Here is a 21,783-nt window from a genome sequence, read left to right on the forward strand (position 1 = left end):
CCATTTTCCCGTAGGTTGGGTTGAACGAAGTGAAACCTATTCCCTATTCCCTAGCGCGCAGCGCTATATGAGCGTCGCGCTCTTCTAGGACATTAGCTGTATTACCTTTCCCTCTAGTTAAATTTGATCCGATAATAAAGGCCGCTAATCCAACGAAAGGACTAATTAAAGTAGGAAAGCCATCAAAATCGGGCGTAAATAAATCATTGGGAATATAGAGTAAAGTATTGTCCAAGCCAAATGTCGTAGGCATGAGAACAAACATGACAATACGAGTTAGCGTTCCCAAAATAATACAGGCTAAGGCTCCTTGTTTTGTTGCCCCCGGCCAATAGAGTCCTCCGGCTAGGGGAATTAATAACCCAGCAAAGCCAATATCAAAAGCTAAGAGTAAGAGAATCCCCGTTTGAGGAATACGCAAGGCAAAGAATAAGCCCATGGCGGTAATGACAACGGCCATTAATCGGGTAATTAATAATAAACGATCGCCGCCAGCATTGTGTTCATCATGGCGAATACCGATAATATTATGGGCAATCACCGAAGACGTGCCTAAAATTGCCCCATCTGCTGTGGACAAAGAAGCAGAAAGAATCGCTGCAATCACCAAAAGTCCCACTAGGGGAGGAACAACGCCTTGCAGCAAGGCGTAGAGCAGGGGCCCCTCTGGGGTAATATTCGCTTGTGCTAAAATAGACGGTGCAGACAACGCCACCATTGAGAACGGCACGCCAATCAGGATGGTTCCCGCAGAGCCAATAAAACAAGCTCTTTGGGCGGTTTCTGGACTATCGGAGGCAAAGACACGAGCCATAAAATCAATCGCCACAATATCGCCCAAACCCAAGGCTAAGAGGGTTGCCCAGTTAATCGCTGCACCCGCTCCAGGATTGGTTAACTGCTCCAAGTGCATGGGGCCCATACCTTCGGGAATGGTAAAGCCAAAGTTAAAGCCAATAAAACCCACTAGAGCAATCATACCGACTAAGGCGATCGCCACTTGAATAGCATCGGTATAAGCAACGGCAAACAATCCCCCACTGGCAGTGTAGATCAGGACAATCATGGCAATAAACATCGCTCCAGACGTATAATTTGTCCCCATGAACGCTTGGAATAAATAGCCCCCAGCCACCAGATTACCCGCCAGCAGAAAGGAGAAACTCAGCACCATAATCACTGATGCCACCCATTCTGTAGTGCGATCGTACTTGATACGATAGAAATCGGGTAGCGTAATCAATCCCATACGGTTCATCGGTTTAGCGAAAAACAGCGCCGTCAGAAACAAGCACAACGCTAAACCAATCGGTAACGACGCACCCGCCCAAAATCCAAATTCAGCCGCTAAATCCGTATTGCCCAAAGTCGCATTAGAATCCACAGACTGAGCCATCAAGGTGGCAGCCGCTAGGGGAAGAACCAGCCCCCGTCCAGCCACCAAATAGTTCACGCTGTCTCCCTTAATCTGCTTAGAAGCCCAGACACCAATGCCTAGGGTTCCAAAGAGGAAGAGCAAAATTCCCCAGAACAAAATCTTTTCTGTCATAATTATTTTCTCCCGGTCTACTTAGACCGATGGACTGTTTTTGTGGTTTAGAGCTACTCCAAGTTTTGGCAGAACATTGGAGTAGCTTTTTTAATTCAACCTAAACGGGCATCGCCAGCGGTTGAGCCGACGCTGGGGTTACTTGAGTGCGAACCCAAGTAAACCAAGCATCTAATCCCTCACCGGTTTTTGCCGATAGGGGAATGAGGGTAACGTGAGGATTGATTTGCCGCACGTTTGCTTCAAGTCGCTCTAGGTCAATCTCTAGATAGGGAGCGAGATCCATTTTGGTGACCAAGAGACAATTGGCTTCTTGAAACATAATTGGATATTTGAGGGGTTTATCTTCTCCCTCAGTAATGCTTAAGAGGGCAACTTTGGCATGTTCGCCCACTTCAAATTCTGCGGGACAGACCAGGTTGCCCACGTTTTCCACCAGAACTAAATCAAAGTCGGAAGGGGTGTATTGGTTGGCTAACTGGTGAATGCCTCCAGAGACCATCTTTGAGTCCAGATGACAGGAACGCCCAGTATTGATAGCAATCACGGGCACGCCATATTGACGCAGACGCTCGGCATCCAGTTCGGTGGTCATATCTCCTTCAATGACGACCATGTTGAGGTCAGAATGCAAGGCTTCTAAGGTTTTCTCTAGAAGAACCGTTTTTCCTGCACCCGGACTACTCATCAGGTTCAGACAAGTAATCCCCCATTCGTCAAAATGGGCACGATTATGGTCAGCTCCCGCTTGGTTGGCATGGAGTAAGTTGATTTCTAAGGCAGCATCAAAGGTTTGGTGCATGGCTGGTTTGGGTTAATGGGCTATATTCAATGCGATCGATTTTGAGTTCTCGTCCAGAGCGAATATCTTCCATAGGAGAATTGCAGGTTGGACAGGCATAGTGCTGGCCAATTTGCGGTCGATATTCGATTTGACAGGAATGGCAAAAGGCGATTAAGGGTTTTTCTTGAATAGCCAGTTTGGCTCCTTCTAAAAACGTGTTTTGAGTTTGCACTTCAAAGGCGAATTGCAAGCTGGCCGGTTCGACACAGGTGAATTGACCAACGATTAGGTGAACCGTTTCTATTTTGGGCGATTCTTCTTGGTCATTCCACCAGTCTCGCAACGTCAAAATTAAGGCTTTAGTCATATCAGTTTCATGCACGTTGTTTACCTGCCTCTAGTGATATCCTCGGGTTAGGTCCATTCAACGTGTTCCGGTTGGGCTTCTGGATGAATATAGCTAGGCTTTTCTTGGCGAGGAAGTTGCTCAGAAATAACTAAATGAGCCATCGTATCACAGATGACGCGAGTGGCCATTAAAGCCGTGATATCACTAATGTCATAGGGAGGGGAAACTTCCACGACTTCTAAACCACAAACGGGAGTATTTTGGACAATTTTTTTCAGTAAGTAGAGTGCTTCCCTGGGTAGGAGCCCGCCGGGTTCTGGCCAACCGGTTCCGGGGACAAAACCCGCATCGATACAATCAATATCGAAGCTAATCCAAACACAATCTGTGCCATCGGTAGCTCGCTGTATGGCAAAGTCTGCGGCAGCATCTAATCCCATGTCTGTAATGTCGGTTACCGTTAGGATATTGGTCGCTCTCTCTCGACAAACTTTGACTCCTTGACGGGGAACTTGCCAGCCTCCAATTCCCAGTTGAACGAGGTTTTTAGCGGGGGCATTTTTGATGTTGGTGGCATGAAACCAAGGGCAGGTATGCATCCGTTCGTCTAAGTCGGTTTCTTGGGTATCCACATGGCGATCGAAGTGAATTATGCCGATTTTTTTATCTCCTAAGTGGCGACAAATACCGCGCACGGTGGGGAATCCAATGGAATGATCGCCGCCTAAAACGATGGGAAATGCACCGGAATGAAAGACATGGGCAATGCCTTTGGAGATTTGATCGAAGGATTTTTCGTTGTTAGCGGGAATGGTAAAAATATCACCGACATCGCAAAGGGTGATTTGTTCGCGTAAGTCAATGCCAAGTTCAAAATTATAGGGGGTGTAAAGGGCACTGATACGACGGATACCTTGGGGACCAAATCGAGTACCGGGACGGTAGGTGGTTCCGGAGTCGTGGGGAACGCCGATAATGGCGATATCGTAGTTGCCGACGTTCCGCACATCTTCTAAGTAAGGTGCTTTGAGAAAGGTGTTAATCCCGGCGTAGTGGGGGAGTTCTCCACGGGAAAAGGTGGGAATGGTGCGATCGCGGATACTTTGAGCAGCTTCTAAACCATATTCTAATCCGCGATCGACTTCCTGCTGCCAACCGCTTAGGGGTAAATTTCTCTCTTTTTCTAAAGCCTTCTGAGCTTCAGAATCAGGAAGTTGAAATGGAAGTTGTTCGCTCATTATGGGTTGCTCTATATTTTTAAGTATGTTCTGAATACGTCCAACAAGAAGAAAGCCCAGGAGTTTGACGTACTCTTTCTCAACGCCAAAATCTCCCGGGCTTTTATCCCGCCGTGGAGCTATAGTCTTTTATGGATTAGACTTTAGCTTGCTTCTCTTGGACCAGTCACTGAAGTACTGTAAACTTCAATCGGAACCCTAGAAGCGGTTATTCTTGTATGACTTGACCTGTGTTATAACCAGTTTTGAGACAATAAACTGTATTGAGAATTACTAAATTGAGTCTTGATTTTTATTGGGATTGCCTTCTGCATCGTCTTACCCGCTAAAGATGTATTTCATAAATAGGTTCTAACTAGCTACAATTGCATAATACAGCATTAGAGTTTACCCAAGAATTTGTCGAGATGGGGATACTGAAAACGGATATTTTGATTGGAGTTCAACCACCATCTATCCGCACAGTTTTCGGTTATGCGATGGGTTAATTATCGTTCTAAGTCCCGCACTCGTTGTAATAATTGAGCCGCCGCGATCGCCCACTGTTGATTGCCTTCTGTCTCATACAGTTTCTGTGCAAACGCTAATACCCGTTGTGCTTCTTGATAATCTTGTTGTTCTATAAACACTAATCCAGCGCCATAATAGGCATTCCCATAATTAGGATTGGCTTCAGCCGCTTTTCGGAAGGCATTCAGCGCTTCATCCAGTTGCCCCTGTTGTAATAAAGTGGAGCCGATCGCATAATAAGCTTGGGCATACTCTGGATTTTTGTCCACTGCCTGACGGAATTTCTCCATCGCTGGGGTTAATTGCCCCTGTTCTTGATAAATCAAACCCGAATAATAATAGGGTTCTGGAGCAGTCGGCGAAAACACCATGGCTTGCTTAAATGAGGCGATCGCCGCCGTCCTATTTCCCTGTAACTTTTGTACCAATCCCAGATTGTAATGTCCCACTCCCAACTTTGGATCGAGCTGGACTGACATTTGTAAATACTCCTGAGCCTGTTGTAAATTACGCCCTTCCAACAGCGCTGCCCCTAAATTCGCGTAGGCGATCGCGAAATTTGGATCGATCTGAATGGCTTGGTGGAAGGCACTCGCCGCTCCCTGAAGATCCCCCCTTTGCCGTAGCGCTAGACCTAAATTATACGAAGCTGGAGCTAGATTTGGCCCTAACCGTGCTGACTCTTGAAACGCGGCGATCGCCCGTTCCACCTCTCCCATTTGAATCAACTGCAACCCTTGATTCAAATATTCCACTGCCTGAGAGTTAACCTCAACCTGAGCCAACTCGATAGGATCGAGCGATCGCACTGCGCTACTAGAGAATAAAGTGGCGATCGCCGTTGCAAACCAGAAACCGATCCACCACCGATTACCAAAACCCATCATCATGAATTTATAAGAGACATGCCGAAAACCCTGTAATTTATTGCGGGGATGAAGACTAAGGGCAAGTTTTAACTTGCCTATCTTAAACCAGATTTGCGATACTGTAAGAGTCAGTGGCATTAGTCCTTACCTATGGAGAAAGCCTTTAATTACCGATTTTACCCCACCCCTAAGCAAGAGTTGCTATTGCGGCGTACTTTGGGATGCGTAAGATTAGTTTACAATAAAGCTCTCCACCAAAGGACTCAGGCTTGGTATGAACGACAAGAAAGAGTCAGCTATCGACAAACCTCTTTCATGCTAACCGACTGAAAAAAACAAGAAGAATTAGATTTCTTAAATCAAGTCAGCAGCGTTCCCTTACAGCAAGGGTTAAGGCACGTATAAAGTGCATTCACTAACTTCTTTGCTGGCTGGAGTAAGTACCCAAACTTCAAGAAAAAACACCAAGGAGGTAGCGCCGAATTTACCAAATCCGCTTTTAAAAAGTCTGCAAATTATAGTTCATAAAGAAAGGGTTAAAGTCCCTTGAAACCACTAGGATGGCAAATCATCGTAGCCGAATGTTATGATTGCCCCGATAATCATCATTGCATCAACCGGAATTAAAATGACTACAAAATCAAAGTGTGGTACACACCCCTTGAGCTGCATGAGTATCAGTTCTGCTTTAGTTGCTGCAACTGCTGCTGTTAGCACAGCAGTTGTCAATGGTGCAGCTCACGCAGCCTCAGTTACTCTATACAACGGAAGTGGACTACCAGGCTCTCAGGGACAACTAGTTTTCGGAGCAATAGACAGCTCTGGAAATCCCGTCGGGAGCGGAGAAACGCCTGTTGCTGGGGGAGTACAAGTCGACAGTGATGCCAATAGCGCTGAATATGCAGGCTACTCCAACTACAACCCCTTAACTATGAACTTTGTTAACTCTCCATTACCCTACACACTCGATCCAACCACCGGATACAGTATTTTTTTTAACGCAACTCTGAACTCTACAACCTCAAATAGTAATGATAGAGCCGCGTTTTCGATTACTGCGACGAGCGTTGGCGGCTCAGGTATTGAGATAGCCTTTGAAAATAGCTTGATTTTTGCTCAAGATGCTAACTTTACTCGGGGTGAAAATGCTCCCTTTACAACCCCCTCCAATACTAACTATGAATTGAGAGTCATCGGTAGCAGTTACCAGTTTTTCGCTAACAGCTCACAGCTTTTGACGGGTTCACTACGAAATTATAATTTTAATCCAGCAACAAGCAACCCCCCTCTAACTTTCAATCCCTATACAATCGACAATTTTATCTTTTTTGGAGATAACACGGGTCAAGAGCAGGGTGTATACACTCTAGGAGAAGTTCGCGTACAAACTGGAGTAGCAGGTGTTCCCTTTGAATTTCCAGCCTGGACAGGTATTTTAATCATGGGAATTGGTACAACTGTTTACCAATTCAGGAGGAAGAAAAAGTAGGGAGAGTTAAGAGATAACCGAGGATAGGTTAACCCGTTGCTGTATCATACTGTTGTCATGAGTGCTGAAATCTTGTGCGTGTCCTAACCTTAAAATACTTGTTACTGGCGATCGCTGTCTGCCTATTAGCCGTTCACCTGACGCTGAATTGGCAGTTTACTGGCGATCTAAATCAGTTGAGCCTGGCTGCTTTCGGCAGTCTCAGCCTCCTATCTCTGCTCTGGGAAAACCATCACAATTTGACTCTAAAAGCAGGACTAGGGTCAAGCCTTTTGGGAGGATTACTGATAGGTTGGATAGCGCTTCGCAGTGTCTCTGTCTCAGCGGCTGATGATATCTTACGAGAAGTATCTCTCCTCATTTCTGGTATCGGACTAGCCTTACTAGCCTCTGGAGTGCGAGGACTGAAACAACACAAGAAACCATTATTCATTTTAGCGATTATTTCTCTGCCAGTAACTGCCTTACCTGGACTGATTGACCCCATTTTAGGGGTTAGTATCAATACAGCAAAAGCCGCTACATTTGCCCTCTGGTACTTCGGATTTGAGCCTATCCGTCAAGGGACGGAAATTTTCTGGCAAACTGGGGGAGTTGAAGTTAATGATTCTTGCTCTGGTATTCATGTGATGATTTTATTGTGCCAACTGGCAGGAATCTTGGCTCTGAGATACTCTTTCAGTCAGATGAGTATGCTGTGGATTTTGGTCAGTGCGATCGCCATTACATTTGTTATGAATGTAGGGCGCGTGATCTTACTGCTATTTCTGCGAGCTAATCTGCAAGAAGCAGCGTTCGAGTATTGGCATCATGGCGGTGGAGCGCAATGGTTCTCTACGATAGTTATGTTGGCATTCGGACTCGCTTGTTATGCGATCGCCAAACAACAAGAATTGAATCAAACTCTTTTTGATGATGTTGACCCCCAATCCTAGCTATACTCTCCGCATAGGGGGATTGATGCTCATTCTGAGCGGTGTACTCCTTACCTTGGGACATATTATTCTGAGGTCACCCGTGAATCAGGAAACCTCGCTACCGATAGACTTAACCCAGCCTTCTCTAGTAGAATGGAGTTATCGGGGTAGTGATGCTCTTAATGACCCTCCAGGAAGAGTTTATCGATATCGTGAAGATCGGGATGGCGATCGCCACCTAACCGTTGAAATTCGCTATCTCACTCACACCGACGGAAATATTGCCACCTATTTTCAACGCTATTATAATATCCAAACTACATTCAACATTAAACATCAAGAGAAAACCGGATTTTATAGTTTATTTTCTCAAGATCGAACAACCTATTTAAGTTCATGTATTGACGTTCATGGAAACACAACAGTAACTACAGAGCAATTCGCTCATAACCGTAACACTCAAGACCTAGAATTCAGACGAATCTTATCTTGGTTATTAGGTCAGTCTGACTTGCGTCAATGGAATTGTTTGTGGATTATCCTTTCTCTCCCATTAAACAGTGATATTCCAGGCGAGAACTATACAAACCTAGAACGCATTTGGTTAGAATTGGTAGCCAATAATTACCTGAGCTATGAATAAACCCAAATTTTCTTCATCTAAACCGCCAAAAGAACCCTTAATTTGGCCATCAGAAACCACCTTACAACGGTCTGAATCTATATTACATACTATCGGTTATATTTTGTTAGCCTTGGCGGTTGTAGATTATTTAATTATTCTAACTCCCTTGCAATTGACCAATCCTCTATGGGAATTTCAAACCATAGGACGAATCGTTGAACACTCTCCAGTCCCTTTAATTGGATTAGCTTTCATTTTTTATCGCGGCCCTAGCCCCCTACACCGAAGAGAATTGTATCTCCTGAAAATACTCTCTTGGGTTTGTATATTAGTCGGTATTCTTTATTTCATCATCATCCCTTTGGGAATTCAGAACGCTCTTCGTCTCAACCAGATTAATACAGCTCAACTGAATAACAGTATCTCCCAGCAACAGCAGCAGTTAGCAACCCAGCAGTCCCAAATTAATCAATTAAATAATGAACAGTTGCAAAACTTATTGGATTCAGCTTCGATACCAGACAATGTAATTGATTTAGAAACTCCAGAACAACTGAGGACACGATTGCTAGAGAGCGTTAACCGGAGTAAAGAAGGTTTGCAGAATCAAGCAGAAACACTACAACAAAATCAGACGCTAGAATTAAAGAAAATGGCAATCAAATTTAATCTAGGCGCATTTTTATCGGGTATTGCATTTATGAGTATAGGGTACTTTAGCCGATGGGTAAGACAATACCGCCGCTGAAATCATTAGGCGATCGCCGCCCAATTCACGATGACTAAAGGATGGCTAATAACAATCGCGATCGCCAAAGGGCAAAGTTTACAAATTATAGTTCATAAAGACATGGTTAAAGTCCCTTGCAACCGCTAGGTTGGCAAAGAGTCTAGATGCAGGCGATCGCTTTGTTGAGGGGTGCCATCGCCAATGCCAGCAATTGCGTAAGTTTCCCTATTCCGGACGTTCTTACGCTCATAAATTATGAGAAGCACATTAAATAATGTCAAATTGTTACGAGATTTACTGTTTTTTGTTTTTCTTTGTAATCCTGAGCTAACGTAAAACTATAAGGTTGAATTAACACCATTCATAAGAGGTAAACTCTGATGATGCAATCCTCAGTTAAGATGCCCCAGCCTCCCACACCGGCCCATATTTGCCCCATGGATCGCACCTGTAGTTACTTGCAGCAAGCCGGTTCCGAACTCAATACCGATCCGGGTATCCTGGCCGTTTTGGAGAATCCCCGCAAAGTTGTCACCGTTTCCATCCCCGTTAAGCTTGATACCGGAGAAGTCCAAGTTTTAGCCGGACACCGGGTTCAACATTGCGATGTTCTCGGCCCTTACAAAGGCGGAACTCGCTATCATCCCTCCGTTACGTTGCAGGAAGTCTCAGCTTTAGCCATGCTGATGACCTGGAAATGCGCCTTATTGGGCATTCCCTACGGCGGAGCTAAAGGCGGTATTGCCATTGATCCCCGTCAATATAGTGTCGGTGAGCTAGAGCGCATTACCCGCCGCTATACCAGCGAACTGATTAAAGACATTGGCCCAGCCGTCGATATTCCAGCTCCAGATATGGGAACTTCGGCGCGAGAAATGGCTTGGATGATGGATACCTATTCCATGAATGTCGGTCATGCAGTTCCTGGTATTGTCACCGGTAAACCCCTCTCTGTCGGTGGTTCTAAGGGACGACAACAGGCGACGGGTCGAGGTGTCATGATTGTAGTGCGCGAAGCTTTGGCGCAACAGGATAAACCGTTGGCGGGTGCTTCCGTGGTCATTCAAGGTTTCGGGAATGTTGGGGGTGCGGCGGCTCTGTTGTTCCATCAAGCAGGCGCTAAAGTGTTGGCAGTTTCCAATGTTTCCGGTGCTATCTTTGCCGAAAATGGCTTAGATATTCCGGCGTTGCGTAAGCATGTGGTCGAAAATCATGCCCCGATGAACAACTTCCCAGGTGGTGAATGGATTACCAATGAGGAACTGTTAACCTTACCCTGTGATGTCTTGATTCCAGCAGCTCTCGAAGATCAGATTACGGAAGACAATGCCCCTCGAATTCAGGCAAAAATTGTGGCAGAAGCGGCCAATGGCCCGGTTACGCTAGTGGCGGATCAACTGTTGCACAGTCGCGGCATTATGGTCTTGCCGGATATCTTGGCTAATGCTGGCGGTGTAGTCGTCAGTTATCTGGAATGGGTACAAGGTCAGTCCTATGTATTCTGGGATGAAGAACGGGTAAATCAAGAGATGGAAGGCTTGATGGTACGGGCGTATCATCGGGTTTATGAAACGTCTCAACAACGGGGAATTCCGTTGCGGTTAGCGGCGTATACCTTGGGTGTCGGTCGTGTGGCTCAGGCTCTTGGCGATCGCGGTTTATATCCGTAACTCACTTCTCATTTTTCCCTCAATTTCTAACTCGACAATTTTGGTCTACTTTAAGATTCTTTTGCTAGAATTGAGATAATCACTTTTGAAATCTTTTTTTAATATTCAGGGATCATTTTTAACTCCCCTTTTATCCTATTCCATTTTTAGGGAAAGATTCCCGGCAGAGGTGGCGTTGATTCCCATCCCCTACCCCATGGATGTATTCTCCGAATCTTTACCTCTTTGATTCAATAGGCAAAAATCTCTCCAACCCCCTTTTTTAGGGAATTAATTGATGTGGCACAAAGCAACAGGCTGTAACTATTCCCTGTTGCCTATTGCCTGTTGCCTCTATTATTCCAGTTTTGGGAGCGATCAAAAAAATGTTGAAAACTGTTGATTTAACAAACGCTTATACCGAACAATCTAAAGCTTTGATATTGTGGAAAGAAAATGCTTTTATCCTGTGGTTCGATCAAGTCGGTTTAGAAGATATTGGGTTAGTGGGCGGTAAAAATGCTTCGTTAGGAGAGCTAATTCGTCAGTTAACCCCCAAAGGAATTAATGTTCCCCAAGGATTCGCCATTACAGCCCATGCTTATCGTTATTTTATCTCTTCGGCGGGGCTAGAGCCGCAATTGCGGGAACTATTGACAGATTTAGATGTGGATAATGTGCTATTGCTGCGTCAGCGAGCCAAACAAGTGCGATCGCTCATTCTCAACACCCGATTCCCCAAAGAGATCGAAATGGCGATCGCCGTCGCCTATAAGCGCTTAGGCGAACTCTACGGTCACAATCCGGATGTGGCAGTGCGCTCTTCAGCCACCGCAGAAGATTTACCCGATGCCAGTTTTGCCGGTCAACAGGACACCTATCTGAATATTTCCGGCTTAAAAGAGGTCATCAAGGCGGTTCATCGCTGTTTTGCCTCCCTGTTTACCGATCGCGCCATCTCCTATCGCACCCATAAAGGCTTTGACCATTTTGAAGTTGCCCTCTCTGTGGGAGTGCAAAAAATGGTACGCTCTGACCTCGCGACTTCAGGGGTAATGTTCTCGATCGATCCAGAAACGGGATTCAAGAATACGGCTCTGATTACCGCTTCCTATGGCTTAGGAGAAACTGTGGTGCAGGGCGCGGTAAACCCGGATGAATACTTGGTGTTTAAACCTACATTGCGGGAAGGGTTCAAACCGATTTTGCAAAAACGCCTAGGTCGTAAGGCCATTAAGATGGTCTATCGTCACGATGGCAATCATGCGACTAAAATTGTGCCCGTTCCTTGGGTGCGACAACAACAGTTTGCCCTCAGTGATGAGGAAATTCTCAAATTAGGCGATTGGGCTGTGATGATTGAAGATCATTACTCTAAATTGCGGCAAACCTATACGCCTATGGACATTGAATGGGCGAAAGATGGGCAAACGGGACACTTATTTATTGTCCAAGCGCGGCCAGAAACGGTGCAGTCCCAGAAGTCAAGCCAGGTTTTACGCCATTATCAGTTGAAAGAAAAAGGCGAGCTGTTAGTGCAAGGTCGAGCAGTGGGAGAGGCGATCGCCTCTGGACCGGCACGGGTGATTCTGGATGTGTCACAAATCGATCAATTCCAGTCCGGGGAAGTGCTGATCACCCATCGCACCGATCCAGATTGGGAACCGATCATGAAAAAGGCGAGTGCGATCGTCACCAATACGGGTGGACGGACGTGCCATGCCGCCATTATTGCCAGGGAAATGGGCATTCCGGCAGTGGTGGGTTGTGAAAAAGCCACGGAGCGGTTAACCAACGGTCAGGAAATTACCGTCTCCTGTGCAGAAGGGGAACAGGGCAATGTTTACACCGGTTTGTTACCCTTTGACGTGCAAGAAACGGTGTTAGATGAACTGCCGAAAACCCGGACGCAGATTCTCATGAATGTGGGCAACCCAGAGGAAGCCTTCCGGTTGTCAGCCATTCCCTGCGACGGTGTGGGTTTGGCTCGCCTAGAGTTCATCATTACCAATCAAATTAAAACCCATCCCTTGGCGCTCCTTCACTTTGACGCACTCGAAGATCCGGATGTAAAAGCCGAGATTGAGGAGCTTACGGCACACTATCCCTATAAACCCGATTTCTTTGTCGATCGGTTAGCCTATGGTATGGGGGCGATCGCGGCTGCCTTTTATCCCCATCCCGTCATTATCCGCCTTTCCGACTTCAAGAGCAACGAATACGCCAATCTTTTAGGCGGTCGTCAATTTGAACCCCAGGAAGAAAACCCCATGATTGGTTGGCGCGGAGCCTCCCGCTATTACGACCCCCAGTATCGGGAAGCCTTTGCCTTAGAATGCCAAGCCTTAAAACGGGTTCGAGATGACATGGGATTAGTAAATGCCATCCCCATGATTCCCTTCTGTCGAACTCCAGAAGAAGGGCGCAAGGTGTTAGCAGAAATGGCGAAACATGGATTGAAACGGGGTAAACATGGCTTGCAAGTTTATGTGATGTGCGAGTTACCGAGCAACGTGATTTTAGCTTCGGAATTTGCCCAAGTCTTCGATGGTTTTTCCATGGGTTCCAATGATTTAACCCAACTGACATTAGGCTTAGACCGGGATTCTGGCTTAGTTGCACCCTTGTTTGACGAACGCCATGAAGCAGTGAAACGGATGGTGAAATTAGCCATTGAAACCGCAAAAGCGGAGGGTCGTAAAATCGGCATCTGCGGTCAAGCGCCGAGTGATTATCCAGAATTTGCCCGCTTTTTAGTGGAGTTAGGCATTGATTCGATTAGTTTGAATCCGGATTCAGTGTTGAAGACGATGTTGGACATTGCCGAACTGGAGCGCGGATAATGTTAAGTTAGGTCGTTGTCATTGCAACCTCAGGAAAGCAATCGCAACAATCCACGAGATAGTCGAGATTGCTTCATTCTACTTCGTTCCATTCGCAATGACTTATCTGAATAAGACTGTACTCCGTTACAGCGCTTTACGCTGTAAACGGCGCGATGCCCAATGATAGTCTTAAGCCCTCTAGGAGCGGGTTATACCCAAATCTAGAACACCCACCCATGTCTAGAAACCCGGTTTCTTGAAGAAACCGGGTTTCTGGTCTTCGCCGGAATCAATCAATTGCCGCCCCTTGTCATCATTTAACCAAACCTGATTTTTTCGCTTGTGCTAACCACTCTGGATGGAGATCCTTAACCCAAGAGGGTACAACTAGAGCTTTACTAGGATCATCAAGCCGCAATTGGCGATCAATCAGTTCAAGAATGTTCCCTGGCCGATAATTGCCTAAATCAAACGTCAAAATACTACAAGGTCTGCCATGTCTATAGCGGGCCTATTGGATTTATGAACAAAAAAGCTCGTAATCAGATAAAATAAAAGTCTGAACTTCAAGAGACGAGCCGGTCAAATGCATTCTAACCATTCCGAGAGCAAAAAACAAATAGAAATCTTAAAAGGGTTTATTATTTGCTTGTGTTAAGCGTTTATTTCAACTCTTTGTTGATTTCAAGTTGTTCAATCTTCCCGATCTGAAAAAATACGATGCTTTTTCACAATTCGTTTAGGCCCGCTATATTACTAATAATGAACAATCGGTTTTCCTCCAATGAAGAGATTTTAGACCTGCTCTATCAACTCTTGCAAGATTACGGAAAGAAGGCACAGCAAGAAGCCGTTTACAGCGCTTTGCGCTGTTATGAGGGACAGTAACAACAATGAGTAAACCAGTTTTTTAAAGGTTCAGGATCGATCAACTTAAGAGCTACGGACAGAAGAACATCAATCATAGCAGGGGTAGTAGGAGCAAAAGCGAAGACAAAAGACTTCAGTTGTGACCACCACATTTCAATGGGATTAAAATCTGGAGAATAAGGAGATAAATAGATGACACTAGCACCCACCGCTTCAATTTTAGAGACAATTGAAGCAAGTTTATGAACCGGTAAACTATCCATCACAACGACTGCACCTGGCCATAATTTAGGCAGGAGACAATCATTGATAAACACCTTAAATGCCTCTCCATCTAATGAGCCATCAAGAGTCATTAATGCTAAAACTTCCTGCTGACTAATGGCTCCGACAAGAGTGATTTTCGCTCCTCGATAATAAGGTTTAAGTTCTCTGACTCTTGTCCCTTTTTCTGAACGACCATAAGCACGACTTCCTCCTAAGAGAATACCCGATTCATCTATAAATACCATGTCTTCTGGCTTTATTTTTTTGATTTTTTCCCAATATTCTACTCTTAGTTTTTGTACTCTTTCTGTTGCCGCTTGACTGCTATGCCTCGTGTTTTTTTACGAGATAACCCTAATTTCTGTAAACAGCGACACAGGGCTGTCGGACTTACCCAATTACCAGTCGCTTCGGCAAAGAATTCACACAGTTCCCTTAGAGTGGCATCTATATGTTTTTCTACTAAGGCTTTCACTTGCTCTTGAGCTTCAACACTTGTCAGATGACTAAACTGGGGCTTGCCTCTGCGTTTTGGCTCTACATTTCCTTCTATTTTTTGTTGTTTTACGTTCCTTGTGAACTAAATTTTTACTCACTGAAAATCTCGCGGCCACTTGTCTAATTGAGTAGTTTTCTACTAGATGCGCTTTAACGATTTTTTCTCGTAAGTCTACGCTATATGCTTTCATCATCTACTCCATCACCTCTATTTCTTTACTGTACACCATTACAGCGCAAAGCGCTGTATCTAGAAGTGAATGGGGCTGTTTTTATCGTCGCGATCGCTTCTACCTAATCTAATCTAGTGCCCGATCCCTCTTCTCAAAGCCTTACCAGAAGAGGGGTTCCCCCAAGTTTTACCCCATCCATGAGCAAGGAAACAATCAATCATGTCTAATCACAATCAAGCTTGCTGCTGCTGTTGTCCCCATCAAACCCAGTGTTGTCCACAAGTTAAAAACCAACAAGCCATTTATCCCTTGTGGTTTTTCGGATTGGTAATCATGGTAACGATCATGAGCATCCGGGTTAATCCTGCTCCTATCTCCCTTATGGGGATTAGGAATACGAACTCGTAAACTTTTCAAGAGCTTCTTGCAGCAATTTTGGATTAACTTCAATTAAAGTGCCTACGCTCTTCTCTTCCATCCGTTCATTTAGAGTTATATTCACCCTAACTATATTAGTATCAAACCATCTTACTGAAGCAATCTGGAATTATGATAGAGTATCTCATTATTGTTTCTACGAGAGTTTGGTGAGGAAACTGAGGAATTTTTTGGTTTTAGGAGTCAAGAGGGTTCTTTTGTAGGCATCGGCGGCTTTTTTGATAGCTTCCGCTTGAGTCGGATAGGGATGAATGGTGCTAGAAAGTTGACTTAAACCGATCTTACCCGCGATCGCCGTGGTCACTTCACTAATCATATCCCCGGCATGACGTGCAACAATAGTTGCACCGACAATTTTATCCGAACCTTGGAGATAGTGGATTTTAACGAAGCCTTCCGTCTCTCCATCGGCGATCGCCCGATGTACGCTACTCATTAATACCTTAATCGTTTCAATTTCAATTCCCCTCTCTTGTGCCTCCCACTCATAAAGTCCCACATGGGCAATTTCTGGATCGGTATAAGTCGCCCAAGGCATAATAAGATCGCTTAATTTCGATTTCCCCAACCCAAATGGAGAAAACAACGTATTCTTAATGACGATTCGTGCTGCCGCATCCGCCGCATGGGTGAATTTCCAATTCATACAAATATCGCCAGCCGCATAAATTTGGGGATTCGTCGTTTGTAAATAATCATTTACTTTTACCCCTTTGCGGTCATAGTCCACCCCAACTCCTTCTAAATTCAAGCCTTCCACATTGGGGGCACGACCTGCACCAGCTAAAATTTCATCCACAACTACGGGATAGGGTTCCTGTTTTCCCTGGCTAGAAACATAAATCACTTTACCTTCTGGAGTGGATTCTACCCGTTGAATCTGACTCTCTAAAATCAGTTGAATTCCTTCTTGTTTAAACTGCTCTTGAATAATTTCTGCTGCATCTGGATCTTCCCGGTCTAATAAATGTCCCTTATTGTGAAATAAAACGACTCGAGCGCCTAAACGGTGGAATGATTGGGCCAACTCACAACCAATCGGCCCACCCCCAATTACCGCTAACCGTTTCGGGCATTCTATGAGATTAAACACGGTTTCATTGGTCAAGAACCCGACTTCTTCTAACCCTTCAATTTTCGGCCGCACAGCCCTGGCACCAGTAGCAATTACAGCTTTCTTAAACGGTAGCGTTTTCCCGGAAACTTCCAGAGTCGAATTACTGGTAAATTGCCCTTCTCCTAAAAAGACATCAACCCCTAAACTCTGGAATCTTTTCGCCGAATCATCGTGGCTAATTCCGGCACGAATTTTCCGCATCCGTTCCATAACTTGGGCAAAGTTAATGTTAATCTCTTCTGAGGGATGAATGCCAAAATTAGGGGCATTGCGGATATCTTCTACCACACGAGAGGAGCGAATCACACATTTAGAAGGCACGCAACCCACATTTAAGCAATCTCCTCCCATTAAGTTCTTTTCTACCAAAGCGACTTTTAAGCCGACATCTAATCCTGCGGCTCCCGCAGCGACGACTAACCCGGCAGTTCCCGCACCAATGACGACTAAATCATATTGTGCTGCGGGGGTTGGATTAACCCAATCTTGGGGATGAACCCGATCAATTAACTGTTGGTTATAGCGATCGATAGGAGATAAGTTTAGGGATGACATGGTTTTGAATAGGGGAATGGGGAAATTAATTAGACTTCTTGCAGAAGTCAGGGAATTAAAGAATAGGCAATAGGGATAAGAATACAGAATTACTCCATTACTATTTATTTTCTACCCACTTATGCAAGAGGTCTATTGAATTCACATCAGACCTAATTGTTCATTGTTAATGGTTTTCAATTGCTCCATCTAAGGCTTTACGGGCAATGCGGGTAACATAAAGGGTAACGGCAACTGTGGCAATAAATCCAATAATCCGCAATGTCCAAGTAATGGTTGGGTTAGAAGGTTGATCCCCTGTGCCAATCGTGGCCAGGTTGCCGGCTAGGGAGCCAATATAAACATACATGATTGTGCCGGGAATCATGCCAACAGAACCGATAAAGTAATCTTTGAGGGAGACTTGGGTTAATCCATAGGCGTAGTTGAGTAAGTTAAAGGGGAAGACTGGAGAGAGTCGAGTGAGGAGAACGATTTTCAAGCCTTCTTCACCAACGGCTCGATCGATCGCACTAAATTTAGTATTACCTTCGATTTTCTTGGCGATCCAATCCCGTGCTAAGTAGCGTCCCACGAGAAAAGCAGCGGTTGCGCCTAGGGTTGCGCCAATAAACACATACACCGAACCAAAAGCAACTCCAAAGACGACTCCTGCACCCAGGGTAAGGATAGAACCAGGCAGGAAGGCCACAGTGGCGACAATATAAAGGAGAATAAAGGCGATCGCTCCAATTGGGCCGAGGTTTTCAATGCTCTGTAGGGCAGAGCGTAGGAGTTCTTGAGGGTTGAATCCCGTGCTGTTGGTGAGATCTTGGGCAAATACAGGGCTGCTGGTGACGAGGAGCGCGATCGCCCCGATGGCCAACAGGGAGAATAATTTGCGAATGGTCAGATGGCGATCGATCATCAATCAGAGGTTCCATAGGACTTTATGAATTATCCTCTCATACTACTCTGAGGAACTCCTGAGAATACCCTTGAACATTAATGAACGTCAGTTTTGGTTAAGCGATCGTTATGGTTAACGGTAATCAAGCGTCAGCATAAACCTCTTGCAGGGCATCTTGGGCTTCTTGACGCAATCCACGGGCAATGCGGAACAGTTCTAGCCCAGTATGTAAATAGTGTTCGTCATAGTTGTAAGGAAACCAGGAGAACTCCTCAAGTCCATCACTGACTTGATTGAGGCAATGATAGAGATGGGCGGCAATGCTGGCAATTGGGCCAGGATTAGGGAGGGAACGAAAGTGCTGTTGCGCTTCCTCCAATAAGGAACGACAATTTTCTAAATACAGTTGAAAATTTTCTAGTAATTGATCGTCAAAAGGGTCGGCAGAAAGGTCATCAATTTCTGCTTCTATGGAGTAGAGAATCTCGATTAAGGAAAGATTGACAGGATGATAGACTCTTGAGAGCCATTGTTGCCAATGTCGATCTGGATCTAGGGGTTTTTTAGAGGAACGGGTAGAGGGTTGGGGAGATTTGGAGCGATCGCCCCTTTGACCATAAGGAAAGTGTTGGCGATCGTACACTCGGCGACTGTGGGAATCGCTGAGGGTTTCATAGGCCAGATTAATCTCCACGATCCGGTTTTTATCACCCACCGCTTGATTGAGATCCGGATGATAGAGTTTCACCAAACGGCGATACGCTTGGCGAATTTCCTCTGAAGTCGCCGTTGGCTCAATTTCTAGGGTTTCATAGTAATTCACAGCCCTCTTCCCCATTCCCGCGTCCCCATGTCTGGAGTGTCCTCCTATTCTGGATCTTGGAATAAGGGGGTACTCAGATAGCGCTCGCCAAAACTCGGTTGAATGACCACAATTAACTTACCCTTATTTTCTGGGCGCTTGCCAACTTGGATCGCAGCGCAGACTGCAGCACCACTAGAAATGCCAGAAAGTAAGCCTTCTTCCCTGGCTAAACGGCGACCATAGGCGATCGCCTCTTCATCGGAAACCGTTACGACTTCATCAATTAAATCTACCCTTAAAACTTCTGGCACAAATCCAGCTCCAATCCCCTGAATTTTATGCGGTCCCGGTTGTCCACCGGATAAGACTGGGGACGTTTGCGGTTCCACGGCGATCGCCTGAATCATCTCGTTTTTCTTCTTCAGCACCTCCGCAACCCCCGTAATCGTGCCCCCAGTCCCTACACCAGAAATAATCATATCCACCTGGCCATCTGTATCAGTCCAAATCTCCTGGGCCGTAGTTTTGCGGTGAATCTGGGGATTAGCTGGATTTTGAAACTGCTGCAACATATAAGCATTGGGGGTTTGTTCTACCACTTCCATTGCTCGACGGATACATCCTCCCATGCCCTCTGAGCCTGGAGTCAAGACTAACTCGGCTCCATAAGCCTTTAACATTGCTCGCCGTTCTACACTCATGGTTTCCGGCATTAATAAGATTAATCGATATCCTCGTGCAGCAGCCACCATGGCCAACGCAATCCCTGTATTCCCAGATGTGGGTTCAACCAAAACGGTCTGATCTGGAGCAATTAACCCTTCTTTTTCCGCCGCATCAATCATATTGACTCCAATGCGGTCTTTGACTGAGGAAGCTGGGTTCATACTTTCGAGTTTAACCACAATTCTGGCCCCACAGCCCTCTGCTTGCGGGATGCGGTTCAGTTGAACCAAGGGTGTATTTCCGACTAATTTAGTAATATCTTGTGCGATTTTCATGTTGAACCGGTGAAATGATTAGCGATTAGATAGAGAACATCTTGCCCATTGTCCCAAAGCCTATGGACAACGTGCAAGTTATCGCCCTGGGAGCGAGGGAATAGGCAATCGTCTTGTGAGACTTAGCTTTGAGAATTAAATTCAACCCATTTTACGTTGTCAATTTTTAAGCCAATTGGCAGTTCAATTAACAATAAGGGGAAATGAGTCCTTGCTTCTTCCTCTCCCTATTTCCCCATTTCCCCATTCCCCCTATAATAGTTAAACTCAATACCAAATTGTTGGGAGAGGCCCCTATGCCGAAAACCGTCGCTGATGTCATGACTGCAAATCCTATGGTGGTTCGCCCAGATACTTCCTTGAAGGAGGCGATTCACTTGTTGGTGGAATACCGTATTAGTGGTTTACCCGTCGTCGATGCAGAAGGTAAGCTGATTGGGGTGATCTCAGAGACGGATTTGATGTGGCAAGAAACGGGGGTGGAGCCGCCGCCCTATATTATGTTGCTAGATAGTGTGATTTATTTAGAAAATCCATCAACCTATGAGAAGGATTTGCGTAAGGCGATGGGTTTGACGGTGGGTGAGGTGATGAGCGATCGCCCCATTTCAGTCACGGGCGATCGCTCTTTGCGCGATGCCGCTAAGGTAATGCAAAAACATAATATTCGCCGTTTACCGGTTTTGGATGATGCCCAGGAGTTGGTGGGTATCCTTACCAGAGCCGATATTTTGCGGGATCTCTTGGAGGCTTAGAGTTAAGTTCTTTTCCTATGTGTATCGATATGTATCGATCGGATTTGCCCTATTGAGAGTATTGGAAGTCTATGAGTGTAACCCCTGAATCAGTTCAGCAATTATTAGATTCGGAAAATTATGGCGATCGCCTACGCGGGGTGAATCAATTGCGTCTGCTCGATCCAGCCGTGGCGTTTAGCAAGATTCAAGCCTTAGCCATTGATAGTAATGTGCGGGTGCGCTATGCAGCGATCAGTCAGTTATCGACGGTGGGAGAGGTCAATCGAGAGGAAAGTTTAACTATTTTACGCGATCGCCTGGAAAACGATCCAGAAATTGATGTCAAAGCAGCAGCGGCTGATGGTATTGGGGCGTTGCACTTAACTGAAGGTTATCTGGATTTAGAACAAGCCTATGGCAATACGGAGGAATGGCTGTTGCAGATGAGTATTGTGGCAACCTTGGGAGAATTAGGCGATCCTCGCGCCTTAACCTTACTCAAAGTAGCCCTCAACTCCCCCACAGATTTAGTCCGTTCCGCAGCCGTCAGTTCTGTGGGAGAATTAGGCGATCCTGAAGCTGTGGAATTGTTATTTCCCTTAGTTGACGATCCCGATTGGCAAGTTCGCCACCGTGTCGCTCAAGCATTGCACTCTTTGGGGGGAGAAGGAGAAGGGGTAGAGTCTGCCCTGAATCAACTCGCTCAAGATCCGGTGGATCAAGTGGCGATCGCTGCCAAAAATACCTACTCCTAATCTAATCTTTATCTAATCTTTTCAATTTGATATCAAGTCCCAAGTATCAGTATCGATACAAGGCTGAATTTGCGTGCCGTATTCCTTCAGCAAAAGGATTTAATCTACCTCATAAGAGCGCAAACTGCTGTATCATCGAGGAAT

Annotated in this window: 21 protein-coding genes, 2 pseudogenes and 1 riboswitch; of the genes and pseudogenes, 12 read left to right on the forward strand and 11 right to left on the reverse strand. The window is 45.5% G+C overall.

Going from position 1 to position 21,783, the window contains the following annotated elements:
• Positions 1-43: 43 nt before the first annotated feature.
• From J7545_RS19080 to J7545_RS19095, 4 genes are all read right to left on the reverse strand, one after another.
• Positions 44-1,549, reverse strand: coding sequence for a sodium:solute symporter family protein (locus tag J7545_RS19080; protein WP_318702221.1), 1,506 nt, complete (start codon positions 1,547-1,549; stop codon positions 44-46).
• A 100-nt stretch (positions 1,550-1,649) separates the two neighbouring features.
• Positions 1,650-2,351, reverse strand: a complete 702-nt coding sequence (hypB, locus tag J7545_RS19085) for a hydrogenase nickel incorporation protein HypB (RefSeq protein ID WP_318702222.1) — start codon at positions 2,349-2,351, stop codon at positions 1,650-1,652.
• On the reverse strand, positions 2,335-2,715 hold the full coding sequence (gene hypA, locus J7545_RS19090; RefSeq protein ID WP_318702223.1) for a hydrogenase maturation nickel metallochaperone HypA: 381 nt from the start codon (positions 2,713-2,715) through the stop codon (positions 2,335-2,337). The genes hypB and hypA overlap by 17 nt, the downstream gene beginning before the upstream one ends.
• Before the next feature lie 32 nt (positions 2,716-2,747).
• Entirely contained in the window at positions 2,748-3,920 is a 1,173-nt protein-coding gene (locus J7545_RS19095; RefSeq protein WP_318702225.1) for an agmatinase family protein, read from the reverse strand.
• 90 nt (positions 3,921-4,010) lie between these two features.
• A riboswitch (guanidine-I (ykkC/yxkD leader) is annotated at positions 4,011-4,133 on the reverse strand.
• A gap of 152 nt (positions 4,134-4,285) precedes the next feature.
• Between J7545_RS19095 and J7545_RS24190 the strand changes: the two genes are divergently transcribed.
• Complete coding sequence (locus J7545_RS24190; protein ID WP_413038553.1) at positions 4,286-4,408, forward strand: element excision factor XisI family protein; 123 nt, start codon at positions 4,286-4,288, stop codon at positions 4,406-4,408.
• On the opposite strand, the gene J7545_RS19100 is transcribed toward J7545_RS24190, so the two are convergent.
• The gene (locus J7545_RS19100) at positions 4,409-5,437 is read right to left on the reverse strand and encodes a tetratricopeptide repeat protein (RefSeq protein ID WP_318702227.1); all 1,029 of its coding nucleotides are present in this window, start codon (positions 5,435-5,437) and stop codon (positions 4,409-4,411) included. It lies immediately after the preceding gene.
• A 12-nt stretch (positions 5,438-5,449) separates the two neighbouring features.
• Here J7545_RS19100 and J7545_RS24195 point away from each other — a divergent pair.
• The 9 genes and pseudogenes from J7545_RS24195 to J7545_RS19135 all read left to right on the forward strand — a co-directional run.
• Positions 5,450-5,803: pseudogene (locus tag J7545_RS24195) on the forward strand (RNA-guided endonuclease InsQ/TnpB family protein); the annotation flags it as partial.
• A 166-nt stretch (positions 5,804-5,969) separates the two neighbouring features.
• Positions 5,970-6,788: a hypothetical protein gene (locus J7545_RS19105; RefSeq protein ID WP_318702229.1), complete on the forward strand. Its 819-nt coding sequence runs from the start codon at positions 5,970-5,972 to the stop codon at positions 6,786-6,788.
• Between the two features lie 74 nt (positions 6,789-6,862).
• Complete coding sequence (gene crtA, locus J7545_RS19110) at positions 6,863-7,723, forward strand: cyanoexosortase A (RefSeq protein ID WP_318702231.1); 861 nt, start codon at positions 6,863-6,865, stop codon at positions 7,721-7,723.
• An 82-nt stretch (positions 7,724-7,805) separates the two neighbouring features.
• Positions 7,806-8,348: a cyanoexosortase A system-associated protein gene (locus J7545_RS19115; RefSeq protein ID WP_318720010.1), complete on the forward strand. Its 543-nt coding sequence runs from the start codon at positions 7,806-7,808 to the stop codon at positions 8,346-8,348.
• Positions 8,341-9,078, forward strand: coding sequence for an HpsJ family protein (locus tag J7545_RS19120; RefSeq protein ID WP_318702233.1), 738 nt, complete (start codon positions 8,341-8,343; stop codon positions 9,076-9,078). Before J7545_RS19115 ends, J7545_RS19120 begins: the two co-directional genes overlap by 8 nt.
• Positions 9,079-9,440: 362 nt before the next feature.
• On the forward strand, positions 9,441-10,730 hold the full coding sequence (locus J7545_RS19125; protein ID WP_318702234.1) for a Glu/Leu/Phe/Val dehydrogenase: 1,290 nt from the start codon (positions 9,441-9,443) through the stop codon (positions 10,728-10,730).
• Between the two features lie 365 nt (positions 10,731-11,095).
• Positions 11,096-13,552, forward strand: coding sequence for a phosphoenolpyruvate synthase (ppsA, locus tag J7545_RS19130; RefSeq protein WP_318702236.1), 2,457 nt, complete (start codon positions 11,096-11,098; stop codon positions 13,550-13,552).
• A gap of 617 nt (positions 13,553-14,169) precedes the next feature.
• A pseudogene (locus tag J7545_RS24200) lies at positions 14,170-14,277 on the forward strand (transposase); the annotation flags it as partial.
• A 19-nt stretch (positions 14,278-14,296) separates the two neighbouring features.
• Positions 14,297-14,422 (forward strand): hypothetical protein, encoded by a 126-nt coding sequence (locus J7545_RS19135; RefSeq protein WP_318702237.1) that lies wholly within the window; start codon positions 14,297-14,299, stop codon positions 14,420-14,422.
• On the opposite strand, the gene J7545_RS19140 is transcribed toward J7545_RS19135, so the two are convergent.
• From J7545_RS19140 to cysK, 6 genes are all read right to left on the reverse strand, one after another.
• Positions 14,407-14,940, reverse strand: coding sequence for a transposase (locus J7545_RS19140; RefSeq protein WP_318702260.1), 534 nt, complete (start codon positions 14,938-14,940; stop codon positions 14,407-14,409). The two genes, J7545_RS19135 and J7545_RS19140, sit on opposite strands and share 16 nt — an antisense overlap.
• Before the next feature lie 20 nt (positions 14,941-14,960).
• Positions 14,961-15,146 carry a hypothetical protein gene (locus J7545_RS19145; protein ID WP_318702238.1) on the reverse strand — a complete coding sequence of 62 codons (186 nt, stop codon included), beginning with the start codon at positions 15,144-15,146 and terminating at the stop codon, positions 14,961-14,963.
• Between the two features lie 770 nt (positions 15,147-15,916).
• Positions 15,917-17,452, reverse strand: coding sequence for a mercuric reductase (locus tag J7545_RS19150; protein ID WP_318702240.1), 1,536 nt, complete (start codon positions 17,450-17,452; stop codon positions 15,917-15,919).
• Positions 17,453-17,618: 166 nt separating this feature from the next.
• Positions 17,619-18,359 carry a TVP38/TMEM64 family protein gene (locus J7545_RS19155; RefSeq protein WP_318702242.1) on the reverse strand — a complete coding sequence of 247 codons (741 nt, stop codon included), beginning with the start codon at positions 18,357-18,359 and terminating at the stop codon, positions 17,619-17,621.
• Positions 18,360-18,483: 124 nt separating this feature from the next.
• Positions 18,484-19,164, reverse strand: coding sequence for a J domain-containing protein (locus J7545_RS19160; protein ID WP_318702244.1), 681 nt, complete (start codon positions 19,162-19,164; stop codon positions 18,484-18,486).
• 44 nt (positions 19,165-19,208) lie between these two features.
• Entirely contained in the window at positions 19,209-20,147 is a 939-nt protein-coding gene (gene cysK / locus J7545_RS19165; RefSeq protein WP_318702245.1) for a cysteine synthase A, read from the reverse strand.
• A 296-nt stretch (positions 20,148-20,443) separates the two neighbouring features.
• Between cysK and J7545_RS19170 the strand changes: the two genes are divergently transcribed.
• Positions 20,444-20,902, forward strand: coding sequence for a CBS domain-containing protein (locus J7545_RS19170; RefSeq protein ID WP_318702247.1), 459 nt, complete (start codon positions 20,444-20,446; stop codon positions 20,900-20,902).
• 71 nt (positions 20,903-20,973) lie between these two features.
• Entirely contained in the window at positions 20,974-21,639 is a 666-nt protein-coding gene (gene nblB / locus J7545_RS19175; protein ID WP_318702249.1) for a phycobilisome degradation protein NblB, read from the forward strand.
• Positions 21,640-21,783: the final 144 nt, after the last annotated feature.

Source organism: Roseofilum sp. SBFL, assembly GCF_017746885.1.
In the GTDB taxonomy this organism is placed as follows: domain Bacteria; phylum Cyanobacteriota; class Cyanobacteriia; order Cyanobacteriales; family Desertifilaceae; genus Roseofilum.

Excerpts from the sequence above, each read along its gene's own strand:
- hypB (WP_318702222.1), bottom strand. The coding sequence starts at position 2,351 with ATGCACCAAACCTTTGATGCTGCCTTAGAAATCAACTTACTCCATGCC.
- J7545_RS19155 (WP_318702242.1), bottom strand. The coding sequence starts at position 18,359 with ATGATCGATCGCCATCTGACCATTCGCAAATTATTCTCCCTGTTGGCC.
- J7545_RS19125 (WP_318702234.1), top strand. The coding sequence starts at position 9,441 with ATGATGCAATCCTCAGTTAAGATGCCCCAGCCTCCCACACCGGCCCAT.
- J7545_RS19135 (WP_318702237.1), top strand. The coding sequence starts at position 14,297 with ATGAACAATCGGTTTTCCTCCAATGAAGAGATTTTAGACCTGCTCTAT.
- J7545_RS19100 (WP_318702227.1), bottom strand. The coding sequence starts at position 5,437 with ATGCCACTGACTCTTACAGTATCGCAAATCTGGTTTAAGATAGGCAAG.
- J7545_RS19095 (WP_318702225.1), bottom strand. The coding sequence starts at position 3,920 with ATGAGCGAACAACTTCCATTTCAACTTCCTGATTCTGAAGCTCAGAAG.
- J7545_RS19120 (WP_318702233.1), top strand. The coding sequence starts at position 8,341 with ATGAATAAACCCAAATTTTCTTCATCTAAACCGCCAAAAGAACCCTTA.
- J7545_RS19080 (WP_318702221.1), bottom strand. The coding sequence starts at position 1,549 with ATGACAGAAAAGATTTTGTTCTGGGGAATTTTGCTCTTCCTCTTTGGA.
- J7545_RS19170 (WP_318702247.1), top strand. The coding sequence starts at position 20,444 with ATGCCGAAAACCGTCGCTGATGTCATGACTGCAAATCCTATGGTGGTT.
- J7545_RS19105 (WP_318702229.1), top strand. The coding sequence starts at position 5,970 with ATGAGTATCAGTTCTGCTTTAGTTGCTGCAACTGCTGCTGTTAGCACA.
- ppsA (WP_318702236.1), top strand. The coding sequence starts at position 11,096 with ATGTTGAAAACTGTTGATTTAACAAACGCTTATACCGAACAATCTAAA.
- cysK (WP_318702245.1), bottom strand. The coding sequence starts at position 20,147 with ATGAAAATCGCACAAGATATTACTAAATTAGTCGGAAATACACCCTTG.
- J7545_RS19150 (WP_318702240.1), bottom strand. The coding sequence starts at position 17,452 with ATGTCATCCCTAAACTTATCTCCTATCGATCGCTATAACCAACAGTTA.
- nblB (WP_318702249.1), top strand. The coding sequence starts at position 20,974 with ATGAGTGTAACCCCTGAATCAGTTCAGCAATTATTAGATTCGGAAAAT.